Source organism: Curtobacterium sp. PhB115, assembly GCF_003752025.1.
GTDB lineage: Bacteria > Actinomycetota > Actinomycetes > Actinomycetales > Microbacteriaceae > Curtobacterium.
The window spans coordinates 1-20,524 of the sequence record NZ_RJKR01000006.1 but is presented as its reverse complement, the minus strand read 5'-3'; the positions used below and the strand labels follow the sequence as shown (position 1 = coordinate 20,524).

18 protein-coding genes are annotated in these 20,524 nt (G+C 71.1%); 16 read left to right on the top strand and 2 right to left on the bottom strand.

Features of this window, described 5'->3' with window-relative positions; translation table 11 throughout:
* Positions 1-7 precede the first annotated feature (7 nt).
* A complete protein-coding gene (locus EDF19_RS05590) occupies positions 8-1,486 on the bottom strand; it encodes a CHAD domain-containing protein (RefSeq protein WP_123679977.1) in 1,479 nt (492 codons plus the stop codon).
* A 204-nt stretch (positions 1,487-1,690) separates the two neighbouring features.
* Between EDF19_RS05590 and EDF19_RS05585 the strand changes: the two genes are divergently transcribed.
* A complete protein-coding gene (locus EDF19_RS05585; RefSeq protein WP_260216969.1) occupies positions 1,691-2,983 on the top strand; it encodes a phosphotransferase in 1,293 nt (430 codons plus the stop codon).
* Between the two features lie 136 nt (positions 2,984-3,119).
* Here the strand turns inward: EDF19_RS05585 and EDF19_RS05580 are convergent, their stop codons facing one another.
* Positions 3,120-3,476, bottom strand: a complete 357-nt coding sequence (locus EDF19_RS05580; RefSeq protein ID WP_185022705.1) for a DUF1844 domain-containing protein — start codon at positions 3,474-3,476, stop codon at positions 3,120-3,122.
* Between the two features lie 283 nt (positions 3,477-3,759).
* Between EDF19_RS05580 and infC the strand changes: the two genes are divergently transcribed.
* The 15 genes from infC (at position 3,760) to tyrS (ending at position 20,086) form a co-directional block, all read left to right on the top strand.
* Positions 3,760-4,446 (top strand): translation initiation factor IF-3, encoded by a 687-nt coding sequence (gene infC / locus EDF19_RS05575; protein WP_123679976.1) that lies wholly within the window; start codon positions 3,760-3,762, stop codon positions 4,444-4,446.
* A 60-nt stretch (positions 4,447-4,506) separates the two neighbouring features.
* Complete coding sequence (gene rpmI, locus EDF19_RS05570; RefSeq protein WP_017887976.1) at positions 4,507-4,701, top strand: 50S ribosomal protein L35; 195 nt, start codon at positions 4,507-4,509, stop codon at positions 4,699-4,701.
* Positions 4,702-4,728: 27 nt separating this feature from the next.
* Positions 4,729-5,112, top strand: a complete 384-nt coding sequence (rplT, locus tag EDF19_RS05565; RefSeq protein WP_017887975.1) for a 50S ribosomal protein L20 — start codon at positions 4,729-4,731, stop codon at positions 5,110-5,112.
* Between the two features lie 65 nt (positions 5,113-5,177).
* Complete coding sequence (locus tag EDF19_RS05560; protein ID WP_123679975.1) at positions 5,178-6,041, top strand: RNA methyltransferase; 864 nt, start codon at positions 5,178-5,180, stop codon at positions 6,039-6,041.
* A gap of 81 nt (positions 6,042-6,122) precedes the next feature.
* Positions 6,123-7,163, top strand: a complete 1,041-nt coding sequence (gene pheS, locus EDF19_RS05555; protein WP_123679974.1) for a phenylalanine--tRNA ligase subunit alpha — start codon at positions 6,123-6,125, stop codon at positions 7,161-7,163.
* A complete protein-coding gene (gene pheT, locus EDF19_RS05550; RefSeq protein WP_123679973.1) occupies positions 7,163-9,655 on the top strand; it encodes a phenylalanine--tRNA ligase subunit beta in 2,493 nt (830 codons plus the stop codon). Before pheS ends, pheT begins: the two co-directional genes overlap by 1 nt.
* 77 nt (positions 9,656-9,732) lie before the next feature.
* Positions 9,733-10,830, top strand: a complete 1,098-nt coding sequence (locus EDF19_RS05545) for an N-acetyl-gamma-glutamyl-phosphate reductase (protein ID WP_123679972.1) — start codon at positions 9,733-9,735, stop codon at positions 10,828-10,830.
* Positions 10,827-12,026 (top strand): bifunctional glutamate N-acetyltransferase/amino-acid acetyltransferase ArgJ, encoded by a 1,200-nt coding sequence (argJ, locus tag EDF19_RS05540; protein ID WP_123679971.1) that lies wholly within the window; start codon positions 10,827-10,829, stop codon positions 12,024-12,026. Before EDF19_RS05545 ends, argJ begins: the two co-directional genes overlap by 4 nt.
* Positions 12,026-13,078: an acetylglutamate kinase gene (gene argB / locus EDF19_RS05535; RefSeq protein ID WP_123679970.1), complete on the top strand. Its 1,053-nt coding sequence runs from the start codon at positions 12,026-12,028 to the stop codon at positions 13,076-13,078. The genes argJ and argB overlap by 1 nt, the downstream gene beginning before the upstream one ends.
* Positions 13,075-14,298 (top strand): acetylornithine transaminase, encoded by a 1,224-nt coding sequence (locus EDF19_RS05530; RefSeq protein WP_123679969.1) that lies wholly within the window; start codon positions 13,075-13,077, stop codon positions 14,296-14,298. The genes argB and EDF19_RS05530 overlap by 4 nt, the downstream gene beginning before the upstream one ends.
* Positions 14,295-15,287: an ornithine carbamoyltransferase gene (gene argF / locus EDF19_RS05525; protein ID WP_260216968.1), complete on the top strand. Its 993-nt coding sequence runs from the start codon at positions 14,295-14,297 to the stop codon at positions 15,285-15,287. The genes EDF19_RS05530 and argF overlap by 4 nt, the downstream gene beginning before the upstream one ends.
* 10 nt (positions 15,288-15,297) lie before the next feature.
* A complete protein-coding gene (locus EDF19_RS05520; protein ID WP_123679968.1) occupies positions 15,298-16,494 on the top strand; it encodes an argininosuccinate synthase in 1,197 nt (398 codons plus the stop codon).
* A 100-nt stretch (positions 16,495-16,594) separates the two neighbouring features.
* Complete coding sequence (gene argH / locus EDF19_RS05515; RefSeq protein WP_123679967.1) at positions 16,595-18,031, top strand: argininosuccinate lyase; 1,437 nt, start codon at positions 16,595-16,597, stop codon at positions 18,029-18,031.
* Positions 18,028-18,723 (top strand): DNA-3-methyladenine glycosylase, encoded by a 696-nt coding sequence (locus tag EDF19_RS05510; RefSeq protein WP_123679966.1) that lies wholly within the window; start codon positions 18,028-18,030, stop codon positions 18,721-18,723. Before argH ends, EDF19_RS05510 begins: the two co-directional genes overlap by 4 nt.
* A gap of 49 nt (positions 18,724-18,772) precedes the next feature.
* Positions 18,773-20,086 (top strand): tyrosine--tRNA ligase, encoded by a 1,314-nt coding sequence (gene tyrS, locus EDF19_RS05505; protein ID WP_123679965.1) that lies wholly within the window; start codon positions 18,773-18,775, stop codon positions 20,084-20,086.
* Positions 20,087-20,524: the final 438 nt, after the last annotated feature.

Sequence of the window (20,524 nt, the reverse complement as noted above, 5' to 3'; positions counted from 1 at the left end):
GATTCTCTCAGAGGCGGCGGAGCACCTTCCGCGACCGCCGCAGGCCGTGCTCGAGCCACGCGTGCTCGGCGGTGGCGAGTGCGCCGTAGCCGAACGTGTCCGCACCGTCACCTGCAGCCGCCTCGGCGAGGCGGCGGTACGCGGCTGCGGCGTGCGCGGCGTCGAGCGCATCCCCGAGGGTCTCCTGCACCGCTTCGAGCCGGCCGAGGCGTCGCTTCCCGATGTCGGGCAGGTCCCCGGCCGCGAGCAGTGCGTACCGCAGCCGTCGTGCTGCCTTCCGGACCTCGTGCAGGGACTCAAGGTCCTCACCGAGACCGTCTCGGAGCCGGCCGACCCGAGCGCGTTCCCGCACGATCCGCTTCGTCGTGAAGGTCACGGCGTCGTCCTCGGCGTGCGGGCCGGTCGGCGCTCGCCGCAGGAGTTCGTCGAGCGCGTCCAGGGTCCGGAACCAGTCGTCGGATCTCAGCGCCTGCCGGAGGCCGGCGGCAGCGCGTTCCCGCTGCCCGCGCACCTCGTCGCCGATCCGGTCGAGCGTGGCGGCGTCGACGTACCCCTCGGGCGCTCGTGCCGCCGACCGGAAGAGCCCGGCGTGCAGGACCTCGGCGTCCCGTGCCACCCCGGCGGTCCGTCCGGTCTCGGCGAGCGCGGCCCGGAGATCCTCGGTCGCGTCACGGTCGAGCGCGCCCCGGAACACCGCGAGCACGCTCCGCAGCCGTCGGAGCACCTTCCGCAGGTCGTGCACGGACTCGTGCTCGTCGGCCCGCACCCGTGGGTCCACCGCCACGAGGTCCGCTCGGAGCACGTCGAGCACGTGCAGCACGAAGGCCGCAGCGGTGCCGACCCGCGGTCGTCTCGCCCGACCAGCACGGCGTTGGGGTGTCGCCGGGGGCACGGCCGCGGTGACCCCGTCGTCGTCGCCCGGCTCGGTCGCCGCGTCGGACAGTGCTCGTTCGGCGGCCCGCGCGATGCTGCCGTCCCGACCGTCGTCCGTCAGTGCCCACCACCGCGACGACCGGAGCAGCGCGGCATCAGGATCCCCGTCGTCGACACGGACGTCCGCGACCTCGGCCCGGACCCGGCCGTCGCGCCCGCGCAGCGTCACGAGGGTCGTCGTGGTGTCCCGCACCAGCACCGAACGGAGCGGCCGCCCACGCAGGAACACCTCGACCGCGTCGCGCGGCGGGCTCTGGGGGGCGGGGTCTCCGTCCGCGGTCATCCGGTCGCGGTCGGGAGCCACCCGTTCCGGGCCGTCGCCGCGGTCGACGCTCCACTGCCCGTCGTCGGCCCTGGTGAGCACGACGCCCTCGGCCTGCAGCACCCGGTCCTCGCTGTCCCAGAGCGTCTCGCGGATCGTCACGGGTGGGTGTCGCCGGACGTCCTCGGCGAGGGGCTCGAGCGCGGGGACCCGGCGGTCGTCGGGGATGCGCCAGGTCTGGCGTGGCTCGGCGGAGAACGGGGCGGACGGTGCGGGGTTCGGACTCGGCATGGTCGCAAGTGTCGTCCGACCGCCCCCACGGCGACACGGCGCGCTCGCGTTCTGTGGACGGGAACACCCGGACCGAGCCCTGTGCAGGAACGAGCACGAGGAACGACCAGGAACGAGCACGAGGAACGACCAGGAACGAGCACCAGCGAAGCGGACAGCAGCGACTCGGCACCTCGCCAGCCCCCGGCGCGTACGGTCCGCAGCATGAGCGACGGAGCCACTGCCCCCGACACCGCCCCCGCCGACCTGGCACCCTCCGACCACGAACTCGAGTCGTGGATCGCGGACCGCCGCTGGTACGCCTCGAAGGGGTCCGTCCCGCGACTCCGCACCATCTCGACCGCCGACGGCACCCGGCTCGTCCTCGACGAGGCCCCAGCCGCCCCGGCCGCCCCCGTGCTCTACCAGTCCCCGGTCGCGAGCGGCCCCGGTGGCTCGCCGGTCGACGTCACCGCCGACCCGGAGTGGATCGGCTCCCTCGCCGCCCGCATCGACGCCTCGACCGAGAGCCTCGTCCCGATCGGCCGCATCACCGCGGCACGCGTCCTGACGGGGGAGCAGTCGAACACCTCCGTCATCTGCGACACCGAGTCCGGTGCCCGCGTGATCATCAAGGTCTTCCGTGTCCTGCACCACGGCGACAACCCGGACGTGACGACGCAGCTCGCGCTCTCCGCGGCCGGCAGTGATCGTGTCCCGCAGGTCTACGGTGCGCTCCGCGGCAGCTGGCCGGACGTCGGGCGTGCGGACGGCACGGCGACGGGGCACCTCGCGTTCGCCCAGGAGTTCCTGCCCGGCCTCGACGACGCCTGGCGGGTCGCCCTCGGCGAAGCCCACGCCGGGACACCGTTCGGGGACCGCGCGGAACGGCTCGGCACGGCGCTCGCCGAGGTGCACCGCACGCTGGCCGGAGCGCTCCCGACCCAGCGGGCCGACGAGGATCGACGCGCCACAGCGGTCGCGACCATGCACGAGCGACTCGACACCGCCGCGCGCGAGGCCCCGGCCGTCGCCGAGCACGCCGACGCGATCCGTGCCGTCTACGCACGTGCGGCCGCAGCGCCCTGGCCGGACCTCCAGCGGATCCACGGCGACCTGCACCTCGGCCAGGTCCTGGCGGCACCAGACCCGCGCGGGTGGGTGTTCCTCGACTTCGAGGGAGAACCGCTCCGACCGCTCGATGAACGCTCGCTGCCCGACGTCACCCTGCGCGACGTCGCCGGCATGCTCCGCTCGTTCGACTACGTCGCCGGAGCGCTGGCGCACGACGACGAACCGGTGGACGCGACGGCGTGGGCGCACGACTCCCGTGCACGGTTCCTCGACGGCTACCAGCGAGCGATCGGCGCGGACCTCCGCGCGCACCGCGAACTCCTCGACGCGTTCGAGCTCGACAAGGCCGTCTACGAGGTCGTCTACGAGACACGGAACCGCCCCGACTGGGTCGGCATCCCGCTCGCGGCCGTCGCGCGGTTGGTCGCGCGGAGCGGGTCCTGACCCGACGACCGCAGCAGCGGCTCGCGAACGCGACCGGATGACGGCCGGGAGGCGCGGTGCCAGCTGGCACCGCGCCTCCAGGCCGTCAGGTGGTGACGTCGGTCACGTCGTGCCGTGCGTCACGTCCTGACGCCCGTCAGTTGACGGGACCGGTGAACTTCTCGCCCGGGCCGGCACCAGGGGCGTCCGGGATCGCCGACGCCTCGCGGAAGGCGAGCTGCACCGAGCGGAGCCCGTCGCGGAGCGGCCGGGCGTGGTGGTCGCCGATCTCGGTCGCCGCGGCGGTGACCAGGCCGGCAAGTGCGGTGATGAGCTTCCGCGCCTCGTCCAGGTCGGTCTGCTGCTGCGGGTCGTCGGCGAGGCCCACCTTCACGGCCGCTGCGCTCAGCAGGTGCACCGAGACGGTGTTGATGAGTTCGACCGCCGGCACCTCCGAGATGTCCCTCGCGGCGTCGATGCCGCTGCCGTCGTCGTCGATCGGGGTGTCGGTCACGGTGCTCCTCTGCTAGGCTTGCTCGCGGCAGATGCTGTCCGTGTGCCTTCAGGTTTTCCTGATGACCTCCGGACGGCGTCACGAAAGAGGAGTCTCTCCCACCCGCGGCCGCGTTCCACCAGGCTACCGGGTCACCACCGCTCCACGAGTGCACGCGTTGCCCTCGTCGATCGGGTCGAAGGACCCGATGCAGGGCGGCTGCCGAACGGGTTCCGATCCGTGCGTCAGATCTCCTCTCTCGTGCTGTCGTCCAGGGCAAACGCTCCGGACGGCCACCACCTGATTGAAGGAGCTCCGCATCACCGATCCCCGTACCAACGACCGAATCCGCGTTCCCGAAGTCCGACTCGTCGGGCCCCAGGGTGAGCAGGTCGGCGTTGTCCCGATCGCCATGGCTCTGCGTCTCGCGCAGGAAGCCGAACTGGATCTGGTCGAGGTCGCGCCGAACTCGAAGCCGCCCGTGGCCAAGATCATGGACTACGGCAAGTTCAAGTACGAGGCCGCTCAGAAGGCCAAGGAAGCGCGTCGCAACCAGGTGAACACGGACCTGAAAGAGGTCCGTTTCCGCCTGAAGATCGACGTGCACGACTACGAGACGAAGCGCAAGCGCGCCGAGGGCTTCCTCCTCGGCGGCGACAAGGTGAAGGCGATGATCCTCTTCCGTGGCCGCGAGCAGTCGCGTCCGGAGCAGGGTGTCCGTCTCCTCCAGAAGTTCGCGGAAGAGATCGCCGAGTTCGGCGTCGTCGAGTCCCGTCCCACGCAGGACGGTCGCAACATGACGATGATCATCGCCCCGCTCAAGAACAAGTCCGACGTCAAGGGTGAGCAGAACGCCAAGCGTGCTGCACAGAAGGCCGAGCGTCGTGCCACCGAGCACGCCGCGAAGGACCAGAACGCCGACGCGCCGGCAGCGGCCGTCGCACCCGCGCAGGACACCGCGCCTGCCGAGAGCGACAGCCCCGCCGAATAGGTCCCCCAGACCGATCCGCAACGACGCGGCCCCCCATCCATCCCACGGAAAGGCACCACCATGCCCAAGCAGAAGACCCACTCCGGGTCGAAGAAGCGCTTCAAGGTCACCGGCACCGGCAAGATCATGAAGCAGCAGGCCGGTATGCGTCACAACCTCGAGGTCAAGAGCTCCAAGCGCAAGGCCCGCCTGAACGAGGACCAGGTCCTCTCCAAGGGTGACGCGAAGAACGTCAAGAAGCTCCTCGGCCACTGAGCCCCCGGATCGTAAAGGAATAGTGCAATGGCACGAGTAAAGAGAGCGGTCAACGCCGCCAAGAAGCGTCGCGTCATCCTCGAACGCGCCGAGGGCTACCGCGGCCAGCGTTCGCGTCTGTACCGCAAGGCCAAGGAGCAGGTCACCCACTCCCTCGTCTACGCGTACCGCGACCGTCACGCGAAGAAGGGCGAGTTCCGTCGCCTGTGGATCCAGCGCATCAACGCTGCGTCCCGTGCGAACGGCCTGACCTACAACCGCCTCATCCAGGGTCTGAACCTGGCCGGCGTCGAGGTCGACCGTCGCATCCTCGCCGACCTCGCGGTGAACAACCCCGAGACCTTCACCGCGCTCGTCGAGACCGCGAAGAAGGCCCTCCCGGCCGACACCTCGGCCCCGAAGGCTGCGTAGTCAGTTCTTCTGCTCGCGAAACCCCCGCCGCACGGCGGGGGTTTCGTCGTTCCTAGACTTGGGTCGTGAGCGATCTCCTCGAGAACCCCCGTGCCGGACGTGTGAAGGCCGTTGCTGCCCTGTCGAAGAAGGACGTCCGTGCCGAGACGGGCCTGTTCCTGCTGGAGGGCCCGCAGGCCGTCCGTGAAGCGTTGGAGTACGCGCCGGAGCTCCTGCGCGAGCTCTACGTGACGCCGACCGCGGCTGCCCGCTACGGGCTCGACGACGCGCCGGTCGACACCTGGTTCGTGACGGAGCAGGTCCTCGACGCGATGGCGGACACCGTGACGCCGCAGGGCGTCGTCGCCGTCTGCCAGCAGTTCCCGACGTCGGTCAAGGACGTCTTCCCGGACCGTCGCGTCGCCGACGGAGCCGAGGGTGACGGCCCGGAGGCCCGTGGGGCCTCCGACGAACCGGCCACGTTGCCGGGACTGGTCGCGATCCTCGAAGAGGTGCGGGACCCGGGGAACGCCGGCACGATCATCCGCGCCGCCGATTCCGCCGGCGCCGACGCGGTGGTCCTCACCGGACGATCGGTGGACCCGTACAACCCGAAGGTCGTCCGGTCGACCACCGGCTCGCTGTTCCACGTGCCGGTGTCAGTGGGCGTGACCCTGGCCGACACGATCGCACGGGCGAAGGCGCTCGGGTACACGGTGCTCGCGGCCGACGTCTCCGGCGACGACCTGCCCACCGTGCGCGCCGAGGGGATGCTCGACGGCCCGACCGCGTGGGTGTTCGGCAACGAGGCCCGCGGGCTCACCCCCGAGGACCTCGCACTCGTGGACCGTGCGGTGAAGGTGCCGATCTACGGTCAGGCGGAGTCGATGAACCTGGCGACGGCGGCCTCGGTCTGCCTGTACGAGTCGGCCTTCGCGCTCCGGAGCTGACCGCTTTCCACAGCTGCGGTTTCTCCACAGTCCGACCGGTGCAGGCGGGTGGTATCCCGTCGGCCGGTAGGCTTGGGTCTCGTGTCAGAACCTCTCGAGATCAGCGAATCGGCCGTCGCCGACGCCGTGGACGCAGCACTCGCCGCCGTCCGCGCCACGACGACGGTCGCCGAACTGAAGCAGGCCAGGGCCGAGCACACCGGTGAGCAGTCGCCGTTGGCTCGGATGAACGCGTCGATGCGCAGCGTGCCGCCGGAGCAGAAGGCCGCGGCCGGCAAGCTCGTCGGCCAGGCGCGCGGACGCCTGAACCAGGCGATCGCCGAGCAGGAGTCGGTCCTCGCCGAGGCAGAGGAGCGCGCGCGGCTCGAGGCCGAGCGCGTCGACGTCACGGCCCTGCCGACCCACCGCCCGACGGGCTCGCGCCACCCGCTCTCGCTCCTGAACGAAGCCGTCGCGGACATCTTCGTCGGCATGGGGTGGGAAGTGGCAGAGGGGCCAGAGCTCGAGCACGAGTGGTTCAACTTCGACGCGCTGAACTTCGACCAGGACCACCCGGCCCGCGCCATGGCGGACACGGTCTTCGTCGAGCCCGTCGACCGGCACCTGCTCATGCGCACGCACACCTCGCCGGTGCAGGTCCGGTCGCTGCTGTCCCGTGAGCTCCCGTTGTACGTGATCGCCCCCGGGCGGGTCTACCGCGCGGACGAGCTCGACGCCACGCACCTGCCGGTCTTCACCCAGGTCGAGGGCATCGCGATCGACAAGGGCCTCACGATGGCGCACCTGCGCGGCACGCTCGAGCACTTCGCTCGGCAGATGTTCGGCGCGGAAGCGCAGATCCGTCTGCGCCCGAACTACTTCCCGTTCACCGAGCCGAGTGCCGAGATGGACGTCTGGCAGCCGAACGCCAAGGGTGGCGCGCGGTGGGTCGAGTGGGGTGGCTGCGGCATGGTCAACCCCAACGTCCTGCGTGCCGCCGGCATCGACCCGGACGAGTACCAGGGCTTCGCGTTCGGCATGGGCATCGAGCGGACGCTGCAGTTCCGCAACGGCCTGAACGACATGCGTGACTTCCTCGAGGGCGACATCCGCTTCTCGCAGCAGTTCGGAACGGTGGTCTGATGCGCGTCCCACTCCGTTGGCTCGGCGAATCCGTCGACCTCCCCGAGGACGTCACCCTCGAGCACGTCCACGCGGCGCTCGTGTCGGTCGGCTTCGAGGAAGAGGACGTCCACACCTACGACCTGACCGGACCCGTCGTGGTCGGCCGGGTGCTCGAGCGGGTGCCGGAGCCGCAGAAGAACGGCAAGACGATCAACTGGTGCCAGGTGGACGTCGGCGAGCCCGAACCCCGCGGCATCGTCTGCGGTGCGCACAACTTCGACGTCGGTGACCTCGTCGTCGTGACGCTCCCCGGCGCCGTGCTGCCCGGGCCGTTCCCGATCGCCGCACGCAAGACCTACGGGCACGTGTCCGACGGCATGATCGCCTCGGCGCGCGAGCTCGGTCTCGGCGACGAGCACGACGGCATCCTCCGCTTCGCCGACCTCGGCATGGAGCCCCAGGTCGGTCAGGACGCCATCGCGCTCCTCGGCCTCGACGACGCCGCGGTCGAGATCAACGTCACGCCCGACCGCGGGTACGTGCTGAGCATGCGCGGCGTCGCTCGCGAGTACGCCCACGCCACCGGGGCGACCTTCCATGATCCGGTCGACCGCGTCGCACCCCGCACCGCCGAGGGCTTCACGGTGACGGTCGACGACCGCGCGCCGATCCGCGGCCGCGTCGGTGCGAGCACCTTCGTCACGCGTGTGGTCCGCGGCATCGACCCGACCGCGAAGACACCGGCCTGGATGGTGTCGCGCCTGGCCCTCGCCGGCGTGCGCTCGATCTCCCTGCCGGTCGACATCACGAACTACGTCATGTTCGAGCTCGGCCAGCCGCTGCACGGCTACGACCTGTCGACCGTGCGCGGTGGCCTCGGCGTCCGTCGTGCCGCCGCTGGCGAGACGCTCGAGACCCTCGACGGCACCGTGCGGAAGCTCGACGCCGAAGACCTCGTCATCACGGACGACGACGGCCCTGTCGGCCTCGCCGGCGTGATGGGCGGTGCCCGGACCGAGATCTCGTCGAGCACCACCGACGTCCTGATCGAGGCTGCCGGGTTCGACCAGGTGTCCATCGCCCGCACCGCCCGCCGGCACAAGCTCCCGAGCGAAGCGTCCCGTCGCTTCGAGCGCGGTGTCGACCCGCTCGTGGCCGAGGCCGCCGCCAACCGTGCGGTGGAGCTCCTCGTCGAGCTCGCCGGCGGCACCGCGGACACGCTCGGTTCGACCCTCGTCGACACGGCGCCCCGCACGACGGTGCCGATGCGCATGTCCCGTCCGGCCGAACTGGTCGGTGTCGAGTACACCGATGCAGAGGTCGTCGACACCCTCCGTGCGATCGGGGCCGAGGTGCAGGTGGACGGCGAGCTGCTCGCCGTCACCCCGCCGACGTGGCGTCCGGACCTGACCGACGACACCACCCTCGTCGAAGAGGTCGCCCGCATCGTCGGGTACGACCGGATCCCGAGCGTGCTCCCCGTCGCGCCCCCGGGCCGTGGGCTCACCGCGCACCAGCAGGCCCGCCGTCGTGTGGCGTCGGCCCTCGCGGCCGCCGGCCTGGTCGAGGTCGTCACCGCACCGTTCGTGTCCGAGTCGACGCAGGCTGCCTACCCGGGCATCGACCCCGATGGTGGCCCGAGCGTCGTGCTCGCGAACGCCCTCGACAGCGAGCAGAACCTGCTCCGTCGCAGCGGGGTCCCCGCCCTCGTCGACGCCGCGCGGCGGAACGTGTCCCGCGGGCTCGTCGACGTCGCGCTGTACGAGACGTCGCGGGTGTTCCTCCCGGTCGACGGCGTCACGCTCGGCACGGACGAGGTCCCCGCCGGAGCAGCGCTGCCGGACCGCGCCACGCTCGAGGCGCTCGACGCGTCCCTGCCCGCGCAGCCGTTCCACGTCGCCGCCCTCCTGACCGGCAACCGCGTGGTCAAGCAGCCGGGCGTCGCCGCCGAGCCGTACGGCATCGCCGACGCGCTCGACGTCGCACACCAGGTCGCCTGGGCCGTCGGCGTCGAGCTGACCGTGGCGCAGACGACCCACCCGTCACTGCACCCGGGCCGTGCGGCGTCGCTGCTCGTCGGGGGCGCCGTCGTCGGCGTCGCGGGTGAGCTGCTGCCGGAGCTGTCCGACGCTGCGGTGCTGCCGCGTGTGGTCGCCGTCGTCGAACTCGACCTCGACGCCCTCGTCGCCGCGGCACCCGAGCTCGTCTCGGTCGCGCCGATCGTGTCGTACCCGGCTGCGACACAGGACCTCTCCCTCGTCGTCGATGCCGGTGTCCCGGCCGGTGACGTGTTGGATGCGGTCCGCACTGGTGCCGGAGACCTGTTGGAGTATGCTCGCCTCGTGGATGACTACCGGGGCTCCGGCGTGGACGAGGGACAGAAGTCCCTGACGTTCGCCCTGCGCTTCCGTGCCACGGACCGCACGCTGACCGCTGCCGAGGCCACCGAGGCCCGTGACGGCGCAGTCCGACGTGCCGGCGAGCGATTCGGGGCGACCCTGCGCGACTGATCCACGACGGATCAGCACCGCCCGGGGTCGCCGCCTCCGACTCTCTCGACGACCAGTCCGACCAAAGGTGGAACCCCATGTCCGTATCCGTCGCCGTGGCGGGAGCCTCCGGCTACGCGGGTGGTGAGCTCCTGCGCGTGCTCTCCGCCCACCCCGAGTTCGACGTCAGGACGGTGACGGCGTTCTCGAATGCCGGACAGCCGCTGATCGCGACGCAGCCGCACCTCCGCTCGCTGTCGCACCTGACCCTCGAGCAGACGACGGCCGAGACGCTCCGCGGGCACGACGTCGTGTTCCTGGCGCTCCCGCACGGTCAGTCCGGGGCGATCACCGCGGAACTCGGCGACGACGCCCTCGTGGTCGACTGCGGCGCGGACCACCGGCTGACCGACCCGGCGGCGTGGGAGCGGTTCTACGGCGGGGACTACCACGGTGCGTGGACGTACGGCCTGCCCGAGCTCCTGCTCGCGGCGCCGACGCCCGGTTCGGCAGAGGAGTGGCGGGACGTCGACGACATCGCCGGCCAGGGGAAGCAGCGCTCGGCCCTCGTCGGCACGAAGCGCATCGCCGTCCCGGGGTGCAACGTCACCGCGGTGACGCTCGGCATCCAGCCGGGCATCCAGGCCGGGCTCGTGGAGTCGGACGACATCGTCGCCGTGCTGAGCGTCGGCCCGAGCGGCGCCGGCAAGAAGCTCGCGAACACGTACCTGGCATCCGAGATCATGGGCTCTGCGAGCGCGTACGCCGTCGGTGGCTCGCACCGGCACATCCCGGAGATCCAGCAGAACCTCGTCGTGGCCGGTGCCTCGGACGTGACCATCTCGTTCACGCCCGTCCTCGTCCCGATGTCGCGCGGCATCCTCGCGACGACGACCGCGAAGCTGACGCCCGGCGTCAGTGCCCGTGACGTCCGCCTCGCCTGGGAGCAGGCGTACGCGGACGAACCGTTCGTCCACCTGCTGCCGGAGGGCGAGTTCCCCCGGGTCGCGGACACCATCGGCGCGAACACCGCGCTCGTCGGCATCGCCGTCGACGAAGCCGCCGGCCGGGTCGTCGCCGTGACGGCACTCGACAACCTCGCGAAGGGCACGGCGGGTGCCGCCGTCCAGTCGACGAACATCGCCCTCGGTCTCCCCGAGACCCTGGGCCTCAGCGTGGACGGAGTCGCACCGTGACCGACGCAAGCCGGACCACCCAGGCCGAACCGGGCCTCCAGGGCGTCACCGCGGCAGCGGGTTTCCGCGCAGCCGGCGTGACCGCGGGACTGAAGCCCAGCGGCAAGCCGGACGTGGCGCTCGTCGTCAACGACGGCCCCGACGCGGCCGTGGCCGCGGTGTTCACGAGCAACCGCGCGCAGGCGCACCCGGTGATCTGGTCCCGCCAGGTCGTCGGCGACGGTGTCGCCCGGGCCGTCGTCCTGAACTCCGGTGGCGCGAACTGCTTCACCGGCCCGTTCGGGTTCCAGACCACGCACCTCACCGCCGAGGCGGTCGGCGGTGCCCTCGGCATCGGTGCGGGCGACGTCGTCGTCTGCTCCACCGGGCTCATCGGCGTCGGCGACCAGTCGTTCCGCGACAAGGTCCTCACCGGCGTCGACCTCGCGAGCGGCGCACTCACCGCCGACGGCGGACCGGACGCCGCGACGGCCATCATGACCACGGACACCAAGGCGAAGCAGTCCGTCGTGACCGAGGACGGCTGGACCGTCGGCGGCATGGCGAAGGGCGCGGGGATGCTCGCGCCGGGCCTCGCGACCATGCTCGTGGTCATCACGACCGACGCCGTGCAGACCTCGGAGCAGCTCGACCAGGCGCTCCGCGCCGCCACCCGCATCACCTTCGACCGCGTCGACTCCGACGGCTGCATGTCGACGAACGACACCGTGGTGTTGCTCTCGTCCGGTGCGAGCGGGGTCACGCCCGAGGTCGGCGACTTCCAAGAGGCCCTGACCGCCGTCTGCGCCGACCTGGCCCGCCAGCTGCAGCAGGACGCCGAGGGCGCGAGTCACGACATCGCGATCGAGGTCGTGCACGCCGCGACCGAGGACGATGCCGTGACCGTCGGCCGGAGCGTCGCCCGGAACAACCTGTTCAAGGCGGCCGTGTTCGGCAACGACCCGAACTGGGGCCGGGTGCTCGCCGCGATCGGCACCACCGACGCCGACTTCGACCCGTACGCCGTCGACGTGAGCATGAACGGGGTGCGCGTCTGCCACGCCGGCGCTCCGGATCAGCCGAGCGACCAGGTCGACCTGACGCCGCGCGACACCCACGTGCTCATCGACCTCGGCGTCGGCACGCACGCGGCGACGATCCTCACCAACGACCTCACGCACGACTACGTGCACGAGAACAGCGCGTACTCCAGCTGATGGCGAGCGAGACGGACGGGGGCGGCACGCCCCTCACGAAGGAAGAAGAACACGAGTTCGCCGCGGTGAAGGCGGCGACGCTCATCGAGTCGCTGCCGTGGCTCAAGCGGTTCTCCGGCAAGGTCGTCGTCGTCAAGTTCGGCGGCAACGCGATGGTGAACGACGACCTCAAGCGTGCGTTCGCCGAGGACATGGTCTACCTGCGCTACGCCGGGCTGCACCCCGTCGTCGTGCACGGCGGTGGCCCGCAGATCTCCGCAGCACTCAAGGAGCAGGGCATCGAGTCCGAGTTCCGCGGCGGCTACCGCGTCACGACGACCGAGGCGATCTCGGTCGTGCGCGACGTCCTCGCGGGAGAGGTCAACCGAGAGATCGTCGACCTGATGAACGAGCACGGCGAGGGCCTGGCCGTCGGCGTGTTCGGCGACGGCGGTTCGCTGTTCACCGGCGAACAGAAGGGTGTGGTCGTCGACGGGCAGCGGTTCGACCTCGGCCACGTCGGTGACATCACCCACGTCGACCCCTCGGGGGTGCTGGCGGCGATCGAGGCCGGCCGGATCCCGGTCGTCTCGAGCATCGCGATCGACGACGCCGACCCCGACCAGGCCCTGAACGTGAACGCCGACGCCGCAGCCGGTGCCCTGGCGATCGCGTTGCGTGCGTCGAAGCTGATCATGCTGACCGACGTCCCCGGCCTGTACCGCAACTGGCCCGACCGCGACTCGCTCGTCGACCTCATCGCGGTCGAGGAGCTCCGCGAGCTCCTGCCGACGCTCGAGTCGGGGATGATCCCGAAGATGACCGCGTGCCTCGACGCCGTGGTCGGCGGAGTCGGCGGCGCGACGATCATCGACGGTCGGATCCCGCACTCGATCCTGCTCGAGGTCTTCACCCTCCGCGGGGCAGGCACCGAGGTGATCCCGGACCCGAGCCGACGAACCGAGAACCAGATGACCCACGCCGAGATCGGCCGACGCGTCGCAGCACCGTCGACCGACAGCAGGACCGGCCAACACGTGGCCAGCACGACCGAGAAGGGACAGCAGCAGTGAGCAGCGAGACGCAGACCGAGACCTGGAACGACCGGTTCGGGGCGTCGCTCATGCGATCCCTGACCCCGCCGAAGATCATGCTGGAGCGCGGCCAGGGCTGCCGTGTCTGGGACGTCGACGGCAACGAGTACCTCGACTTCCTCGCGGGCATCGCGGTGAACTCGCTCGGCCACGCGCACCCCGCGCTGGTCGAGGCGATCGCCGACCAGGCCGCGAAGCTCGTGCACGTGTCGAACTACTTCGCGACGCCGCCGCAGCTCGAGCTGGCCGAGCGCCTGAAGCGCATCACCGGTGCCGGTGACGCCGGCCGCGTGTACTTCGGCAACTCCGGTGCCGAGGCGAACGAGGCCGCCTTCAAGCTCGCCCGCCTGAACAAGGGTGCCGACGGGCAGAAGACCCGGATCCTCGCGCTGAAGCAGGGCTTCCACGGTCGCACGATGGGCGCTCTCGCCCTCACCGGCAAGCCCGCACTGCAACAGGACTTCCTGCCGATGGTGCCCGGGGTCGAGCACATCGACTCCACCGTCGACGCCCTCGAGGAATCGATCGACGACACCGTCGCAGCACTCGTCATCGAGCCGATCAAGGGCGAGGCCGGCGTCGTCGACCTGCCGGAGGGCTTCCTGCTCGCCGCACGCCGCCTGACCGAGGCGCACGGGGCGCTGCTCATCCTCGACGAGATCCAGACGGGTGTCGGCCGGACCGGCAACTGGTTCGCCTTCCAGGGCCACGGCTTCAGGCCGGACGCCGTCACGGTGGCGAAGGGCATCGCTGGCGGGTTCCCGATCGGTGCCCTGGTGACCTTCGGGTGGGCGTCCGAACTGTTCTCAGCCGGCCAGCACGGTTCGACGTTCGGCGGCAACCCGCTCGGCACCCGCGTGGCCAACGCGGTGCTCGAGGAGATCGAGCGGGCCGACCTCGTCGCGGGTGCCGTGACGAAGGGGGAGCGCATCCGTGCGGGCATCCAGGCCCTCGGTTCGCCGCTGGTGGAGGAGGTCCGGGGCACCGGCCTGCTCATCGGTGTCGGGCTGACCGGACCGATCGCCGCCGCCGTCAACGCCGCCGCCCTCGAGCGCGGCCTCATCATCAACGCACCGAACGAGTCGAGCCTGCGCATCGCGCCGCCGCTCATCGTGTCCGACGCCGAGATCGACCAGTTCGTGTCGATCCTCGACCAGAGCCTCGCGGCCGTCGCTGCCGCCCAGGAGACCACCGCATGACCCGCCACTTCCTCCGGGACGACGACCTCAGCCAGGACGAGCAGTCCGCGATCCTCGACATCGCCGACCAGATGAAGGCCGACCGCTGGGGCGCGAAGCCGCTCGCCGGACCTCAGAGCGTCGCGGTCATCTTCGACAAGTCCTCGACCCGCACCCGAGTGTCCTTCCACGTCGGCATCTCCGACCTCGGCGGCAGCCCGCTGATCATCTCGACGGCGAACAGTCAGCTCGGCGGCAAGGAGACCCCGTCGGACACCGCCCGCGTGCTCGAACGCATGGTGTCGGCGATCGTCTGGCGCACCTACGGCCAGGCGGGTCTCGAGGAGATGGCTGCCGGCACCACCGTCCCCGTGGTGAACGCGCTGTCCGACGACTTCCACCCGTGCCAGCTGCTCGCCGACCTGCTCACCATCCGTGAGCACCGCGGCACGCTCGCGGGCCAGACCGTGGCGTTCATCGGTGACGGTGCGAGCAACATGGCGCAGTCGTACCTGCTGGCCGGAGCGACCGCGGGCATGCACGTCCGCGTCGCCGCCCCTGCCGAGTTCTCGCCGTCGGCGCAGGTCGTCACCGACGCCGAGCACCGTGCTGCGGAGACCGGCGGCTCCGTCCTCGTCGTGACCGACCCGGTCGCGGCCGTCGCCGGCGCCGACGTCGTGGTCACCGACACCTGGGTCTCGATGGGCAAGGAGTCCGAGAAGCAGTCGCGGCTCGACACCTTCGCGGGGTACCGCGTCGACGACGCCCTCATGGCGCACGCCGCCGACGACGCGGTGTTCATGCACTGCCTGCCGGCCGACCGTGGGTACGAGGTCACCGCCGAGGTCATCGACGGGCCGCGGAGCATCATCTGGGACGAGGCGGAGAACCGTCTGCACGCCCAGAAGGCGCTCCTGGCCTGGCTCCTCGCCGCGAACGGCGCGAACGGCGCGAACGCCGCGAACGGCGCGAACGGCGCGAACGCCGCGACGACCGCGGCAACCGCGTAGGGCCCGTCGCATGGCAGACCGCGTCGTCCTCGCGTACTCCGGCGGCCTCGACACCTCCGTCGGGATCGGCTGGCTGCGCGACGCCACCGGCAAGGACGTCGTCGCCCTCGCGGTCGACGTCGGCCAGGGCGGCGAGGACCTCGAGGCGATCCGCCAGCGCGCGCTCGACTGCGGCGCGGTCGAGTCCATCGTGGTCGACGCCAAGGACGAGTACGCGGACGAGTACATCGCACCGGCGCTCAAGGCCAACGCGCTGTACCAGAAGCGCTACCCGCTGGTCTCGGCGCTGAGCCGCCCGCTCATCGCGAAGCACCTGGCCTTGACGGCGAAGCAGCTCGGCGCGGACAGCGTCGCGCACGGTTGCACCGGCAAGGGCAACGACCAGGTGCGGTTCGAAGCTGCGGTGGCGGCGATCGCCCCCGACCTGACGACCGTCGCCCCGGTGCGGGACCTCGCGCTCACCCGTGACGCAGCGATCGCCTACGCGGAGCAGCACGGTCTGCCGATCCAGCAGTCGTCCTCATCGCCGTACTCGATCGACCAGAACGTGTGGGGCCGCGCGGTGGAGACCGGGTTCCTCGAGGACCCGTGGAACGCGCCGACCGAGGCCCTCTACGCCTACACGCAGGACCCGTCGCTCCCGCAGGACGCCGACGAGGTCACGATCACGTTCGAGCAGGGCATCCCGGTGGCGCTCGACGGCCAGCGCTTCAGCGTCCTGCGGATCGTGCAGGAGCTCAACGCCGTCGCTGGCAAGCACGGCGTCGGCCGTATCGACGTGGTCGAGGACCGGCTCATCGGCATCAAGTCGCGCGAGGTGTACGAGGCTCCGGCCGCGATCGCCCTCATCGCGGCGCACGAAGAGCTCGAGAGCCTGACCCTCGAGCGCGACGTTGCCCGGTACAAGCGGGGCGTCGAGACGGAGTGGGCCGACCTGGTCTACGACGGCCTGTGGTTCGGTGGACTGAAGCGCAGCCTCGACGCGTTCGTCGACCACACCCAGCAGCACGTCTCCGGCGACGTCCGACTCCGGCTGCAGGGCGGGCGGGCGACCGTCACGGGCCGTCGGTCCGAGCAGAGCCTGTACGACTTCGACCTCGCGACCTACGACACCGGCGACACGTTCGACCAGTCGGTGTCGAAGGGCTTCATCGAGCTCTGGTCGCTCCCCAGCAAGATCTCCGCCCGCCGCGACGCGGCGAACTGACCGACCGCCGGTGGACCAGCCAGCCCGACCGCCGGCGGACCAGCCGGCCCGGCCCCCGGCCGACTCACCAGACCCGCACCACCGAACGACGCAGGACGACATGACCGACGAGAAGACCGACGCCACCAACACCGGTGCCCTCTGGGGCGCCCGCTTCGCCGACGGCCCGAGCGCGGCCCTGGCCGCCCTGTCGAAGTCGACGCACTTCGACTGGCAGCTCGCGCCCTACGACATCGCCGGCTCCCGGGCCCACGCCCGCGCGCTGCACACCGCGGGCTACCTCACCGCGGACGAGCTCGAGCGGATGCTCGCGGGCCTCGACCGGCTCGAGGCCGCGCACGCCGACGGCTCGCTGCAGCCGGACGACGGCGACGAGGACGTCCACGGAGCCCTCGAACGACTGCTCATCGCCGACCTCGGGCCGGAACTCGGCGGCAAGCTCCGCGCCGGCCGCAGTCGCAACGACCAGATCGCCACCCTCGGCCGCATGCACATGCTCGACCACGGGCGTCGCATCGGCCGACTCGTGATCGACCTCATCGACGCGATCACCCAGCAGGCCACGGAGCACCCGGCTGCGATCATGCCGGGTCGCACGCACCTCCAGCACGCGCAGCCGGTGCTCCTCGCGCACCACCTGCTCGCGCACGCCTGGCCCCTGGTCCGGGACCTCGAGCGCCTCCGCGACTGGGCTGGCCGCGCGAGTGTCAGCCCCTACGGCGCCGGTGCCCTCGCGGGCAGCTCGCTCGGTCTCGACCCCGCCGCCATCGCCGCGGAGCTCGGGTTCGACCGTCCGGCGGACAACTCGATCGACGCGACCGCTGCTCGCGACGTCGTGGCGGAGTTCGCGTTCGTCCTCGCGCAGATCGGGATCGACGTGTCCCGGCTGTCGGAAGAGGTCATCCTCTGGAACACGAAGGAGTTCGGCTTCGTCCGGCTCCACGACGCCTTCTCGACCGGCTCGAGCATCATGCCGCAGAAGAAGAACCCCGACATCGCCGAGCTCGCTCGCGGCAAGTCCGGGCGATTGATCGGCAACCTGACCGGCCTGCTCGCAACGTTGAAGGGCCTCCCGCTCGCGTACAACCGCGACCTGCAGGAGGACAAGGAGCCCGTCTTCGACTCCGTCGCCACGCTCGAGGTCCTGCTGCCCGCGTTCACCGGCATGATCGCGACGCTGACCTTCGACACCGACCGGATGGCCGAGCTCGCACCGCAGGGCTTCTCGCTCGCGACCGACGTGGCGGAGTGGCTGGTCCGCCAGGGCGTGCCGTTCCGTGACGCCCACGAGGTCTCCGGCGCACTGGTCCGGTACTGCGAGGAGCGCGGCATCGAGCTCGACGAGCCGTCCGATGCCGACTACGCGAGCGTGTCGGAGCACCTGACGCCCGGTGTCCGCGCCGTGCTCACGATCGAGGGCAGCGTCGCATCGCGGTCCGGCGTCGGCGGGACCGCTCCGGACCGCGTCGCCGAGCAGCTCGCGTCGGTCACGCGCCGGGTGCACGACCTGGCCGAGGGAGCGCCCTTCTCGCGATGACCGACGGTCCCCTCGCGCTCCTCACCGAGCCCGCACCGATCGCGGCCCCGGCACTGCTCGGTGCGACGCTGACCGGCAAGGGCGTGACGTTGCGGATCACCGAGGTCGAGGCCTACTTCGGCCCCACCGACCCCGGCTCCCACGGGCACCGCGGTCCGACCGAACGCAACCGGCACCTCTTCGGCGCGCCGGGGACCCTGTACGCTTACCGCTCGTACGGCATCCACACCTGCGTGAACGTCGTCAGCGCACCGGAGGGCACCTCGTCGGGGTCGCTCCTCCGCGGAGCGCAGGTGGTCGACGGCGTCGAGGTCGCCCGGGAACGACGGGGAGCGTCCGTCGCAGACGACGCGTTGGCACGCGGACCGGGCAACCTCGGCGGAGCGATCGGCGCGGTCCTCGGGCAGGACGACGGCACCTCCCTGCTCGACGGGTCCGGTCCGTACGTGCTCACCCTGGCACCCGGCCTGGAGGCGCGGCTCGCCTCCGACGGTCCGGCGCGCGTCATCGAGGAACTCCTGTCCGAGACCACCCCCGGCCCCGGCGGGACCGGCACGGTCGCGCGGATCGCGCGCGGGCCGCGCACCGGCGTCGGCGGCATCGCCGGCGGGGCCCGCTACCCCTGGCGGTTCTGGCTGTCGGGCGACCCGACGGTCTCGACGTACCGACGGCACAAGGGCGCCCTCGACTGACGGAGCCGACCCGCGCCTCCCGGCTGTCCCTCGCCGCTACGATTGCGGGGTGTCCAGTGATACCGCTCAAGACGTCCTGACGCGCCAGCAGAACGACCCCACCTTCGCCTCGGTGTGGGACGAACTGCGCTGGCGCGGTCTGGTGCAGGTCTCGACCGACGAGACCGCACTCAAAGAGGCCCTCGACGGTGACCCGATCACGTACTACTGCGGGTTCGACCCGACGGCGCCGTCACTGCACTGCGGCAACCTCCTGCAGCTCCTGACGATGCGTCGACTGCAGCTCGCCGGGCACACGCCGCTGGCACTGGTCGGCGGCTCGACCGGGCTGATCGGTGATCCCCGGCCCACCGCAGAGCGCACGTTGAACACCCGCGAGACCGTGTCGGAGTGGGTGTCCCGGCTGCAGGGGCAGGTGTCCCGGTTCCTCAGCCCGGACGGCGACAACGGCGTGCGGCTCGTCAACAACCTCGACTGGACCGCACCGCTGTCGGCGATCGACTTCCTGCGCGACATCGGCAAGTACTTCCGCGTGAACTCGATGCTGAAGAAGGACGCGGTCGCCGCGCGCCTGAACTCCGACGCGGGCATCAGCTACACCGAGTTCAGCTACCAGATCCTGCAGGGGCTGGACTACCGCGAGCTCTTCCGGCAGTACGGGTGCACGCTGCAGACCGGCGGTTCGGACCAGTGGGGCAACCTCACCTCGGGGACGGAGCTCATCCGTCGCGCCGAGGGTGCGACGGTGCACGCGTTGGGTACCCCGCTCATCACGAACTCCGACGGCACGAAGTTCGGCAAGAGCGAGGGCAACGCGATCTGGCTCGACGCCGAGATGACCTCGCCGTACGCGCTCTACCAGTTCTGGCTCAACACCGCCGACGCCGACGTCGTCGCCCGGCTGCGGGAGTTCACGTTCCTGTCGCGTGCCGAGATCGAGCGACTCGAGCAGGCGGTGGCCGACGAGCCCTTCCGACGAGAAGCCCAGCGCACCCTCGCGTTCGAGGTCACTTCGCTCGTGCACGGGGTCGACGCGACCCAGGCTGCGATGGACGCTGCGGCCGCGCTGTTCGGCAACGGGGACCTCGGTGCGCTCGACCCGGACACCCTGCGGTCGGCGATCGCGGAGCTGCCGGGGTCGGTCACCATCGAGGCCGGAGCCGACGTGGCCCGGGCACTCGTCGAGACCGAGCTCGTGAAGTCCCTGGGTGAGGCCCGTCGGGCGATCGAACAGGGTGGCGTGTACGTGAACAACGCCCGAGCCGAGGACGCCACCGCGGTGCTGTCCGAGCTGGCCCTGCCCGGGGGAGTCCTCGTGCTCCGCCGCGGCAAGAAGACCCTCGCCGGAGTGACGCTGGCCTGATCGCGCCGGCACCCGGGCGACGCGTGTTGCACAACGCGACACGCCCGGGATCGGGCCTGGCTTGGCACACCCGCCCTGGCCTGCGTAAGGTTTCTACTCGTCACCCCAAAGGTGCGGCGGAGCGGCTGGAGCGAAAGCCCAGAGCACGTCGGCCCTCAAGCGGGACCATCCTCCACTGGAGTTCAGATCTGGCCTTGTGCTCGATCGCTCCGACGCCTAGGATGACAAGCCCACCGGTTCTCTCCCCTCGGGGATGAGCCACAGGACCTCGGTCCGACGACTGACCGGTGGCAAGCCAAGAACACAAGCCTCGTGGCCGACGCTCGAACAAGAGCTGAGGAGCGAGTGCGTCTGGTCCTTGAGAACTCAACAGCGTGCACATTGTCAATGCCAATTTATTGATTGACCTCGTGCCTGGTCGGCTTGCTGACCGGGTCA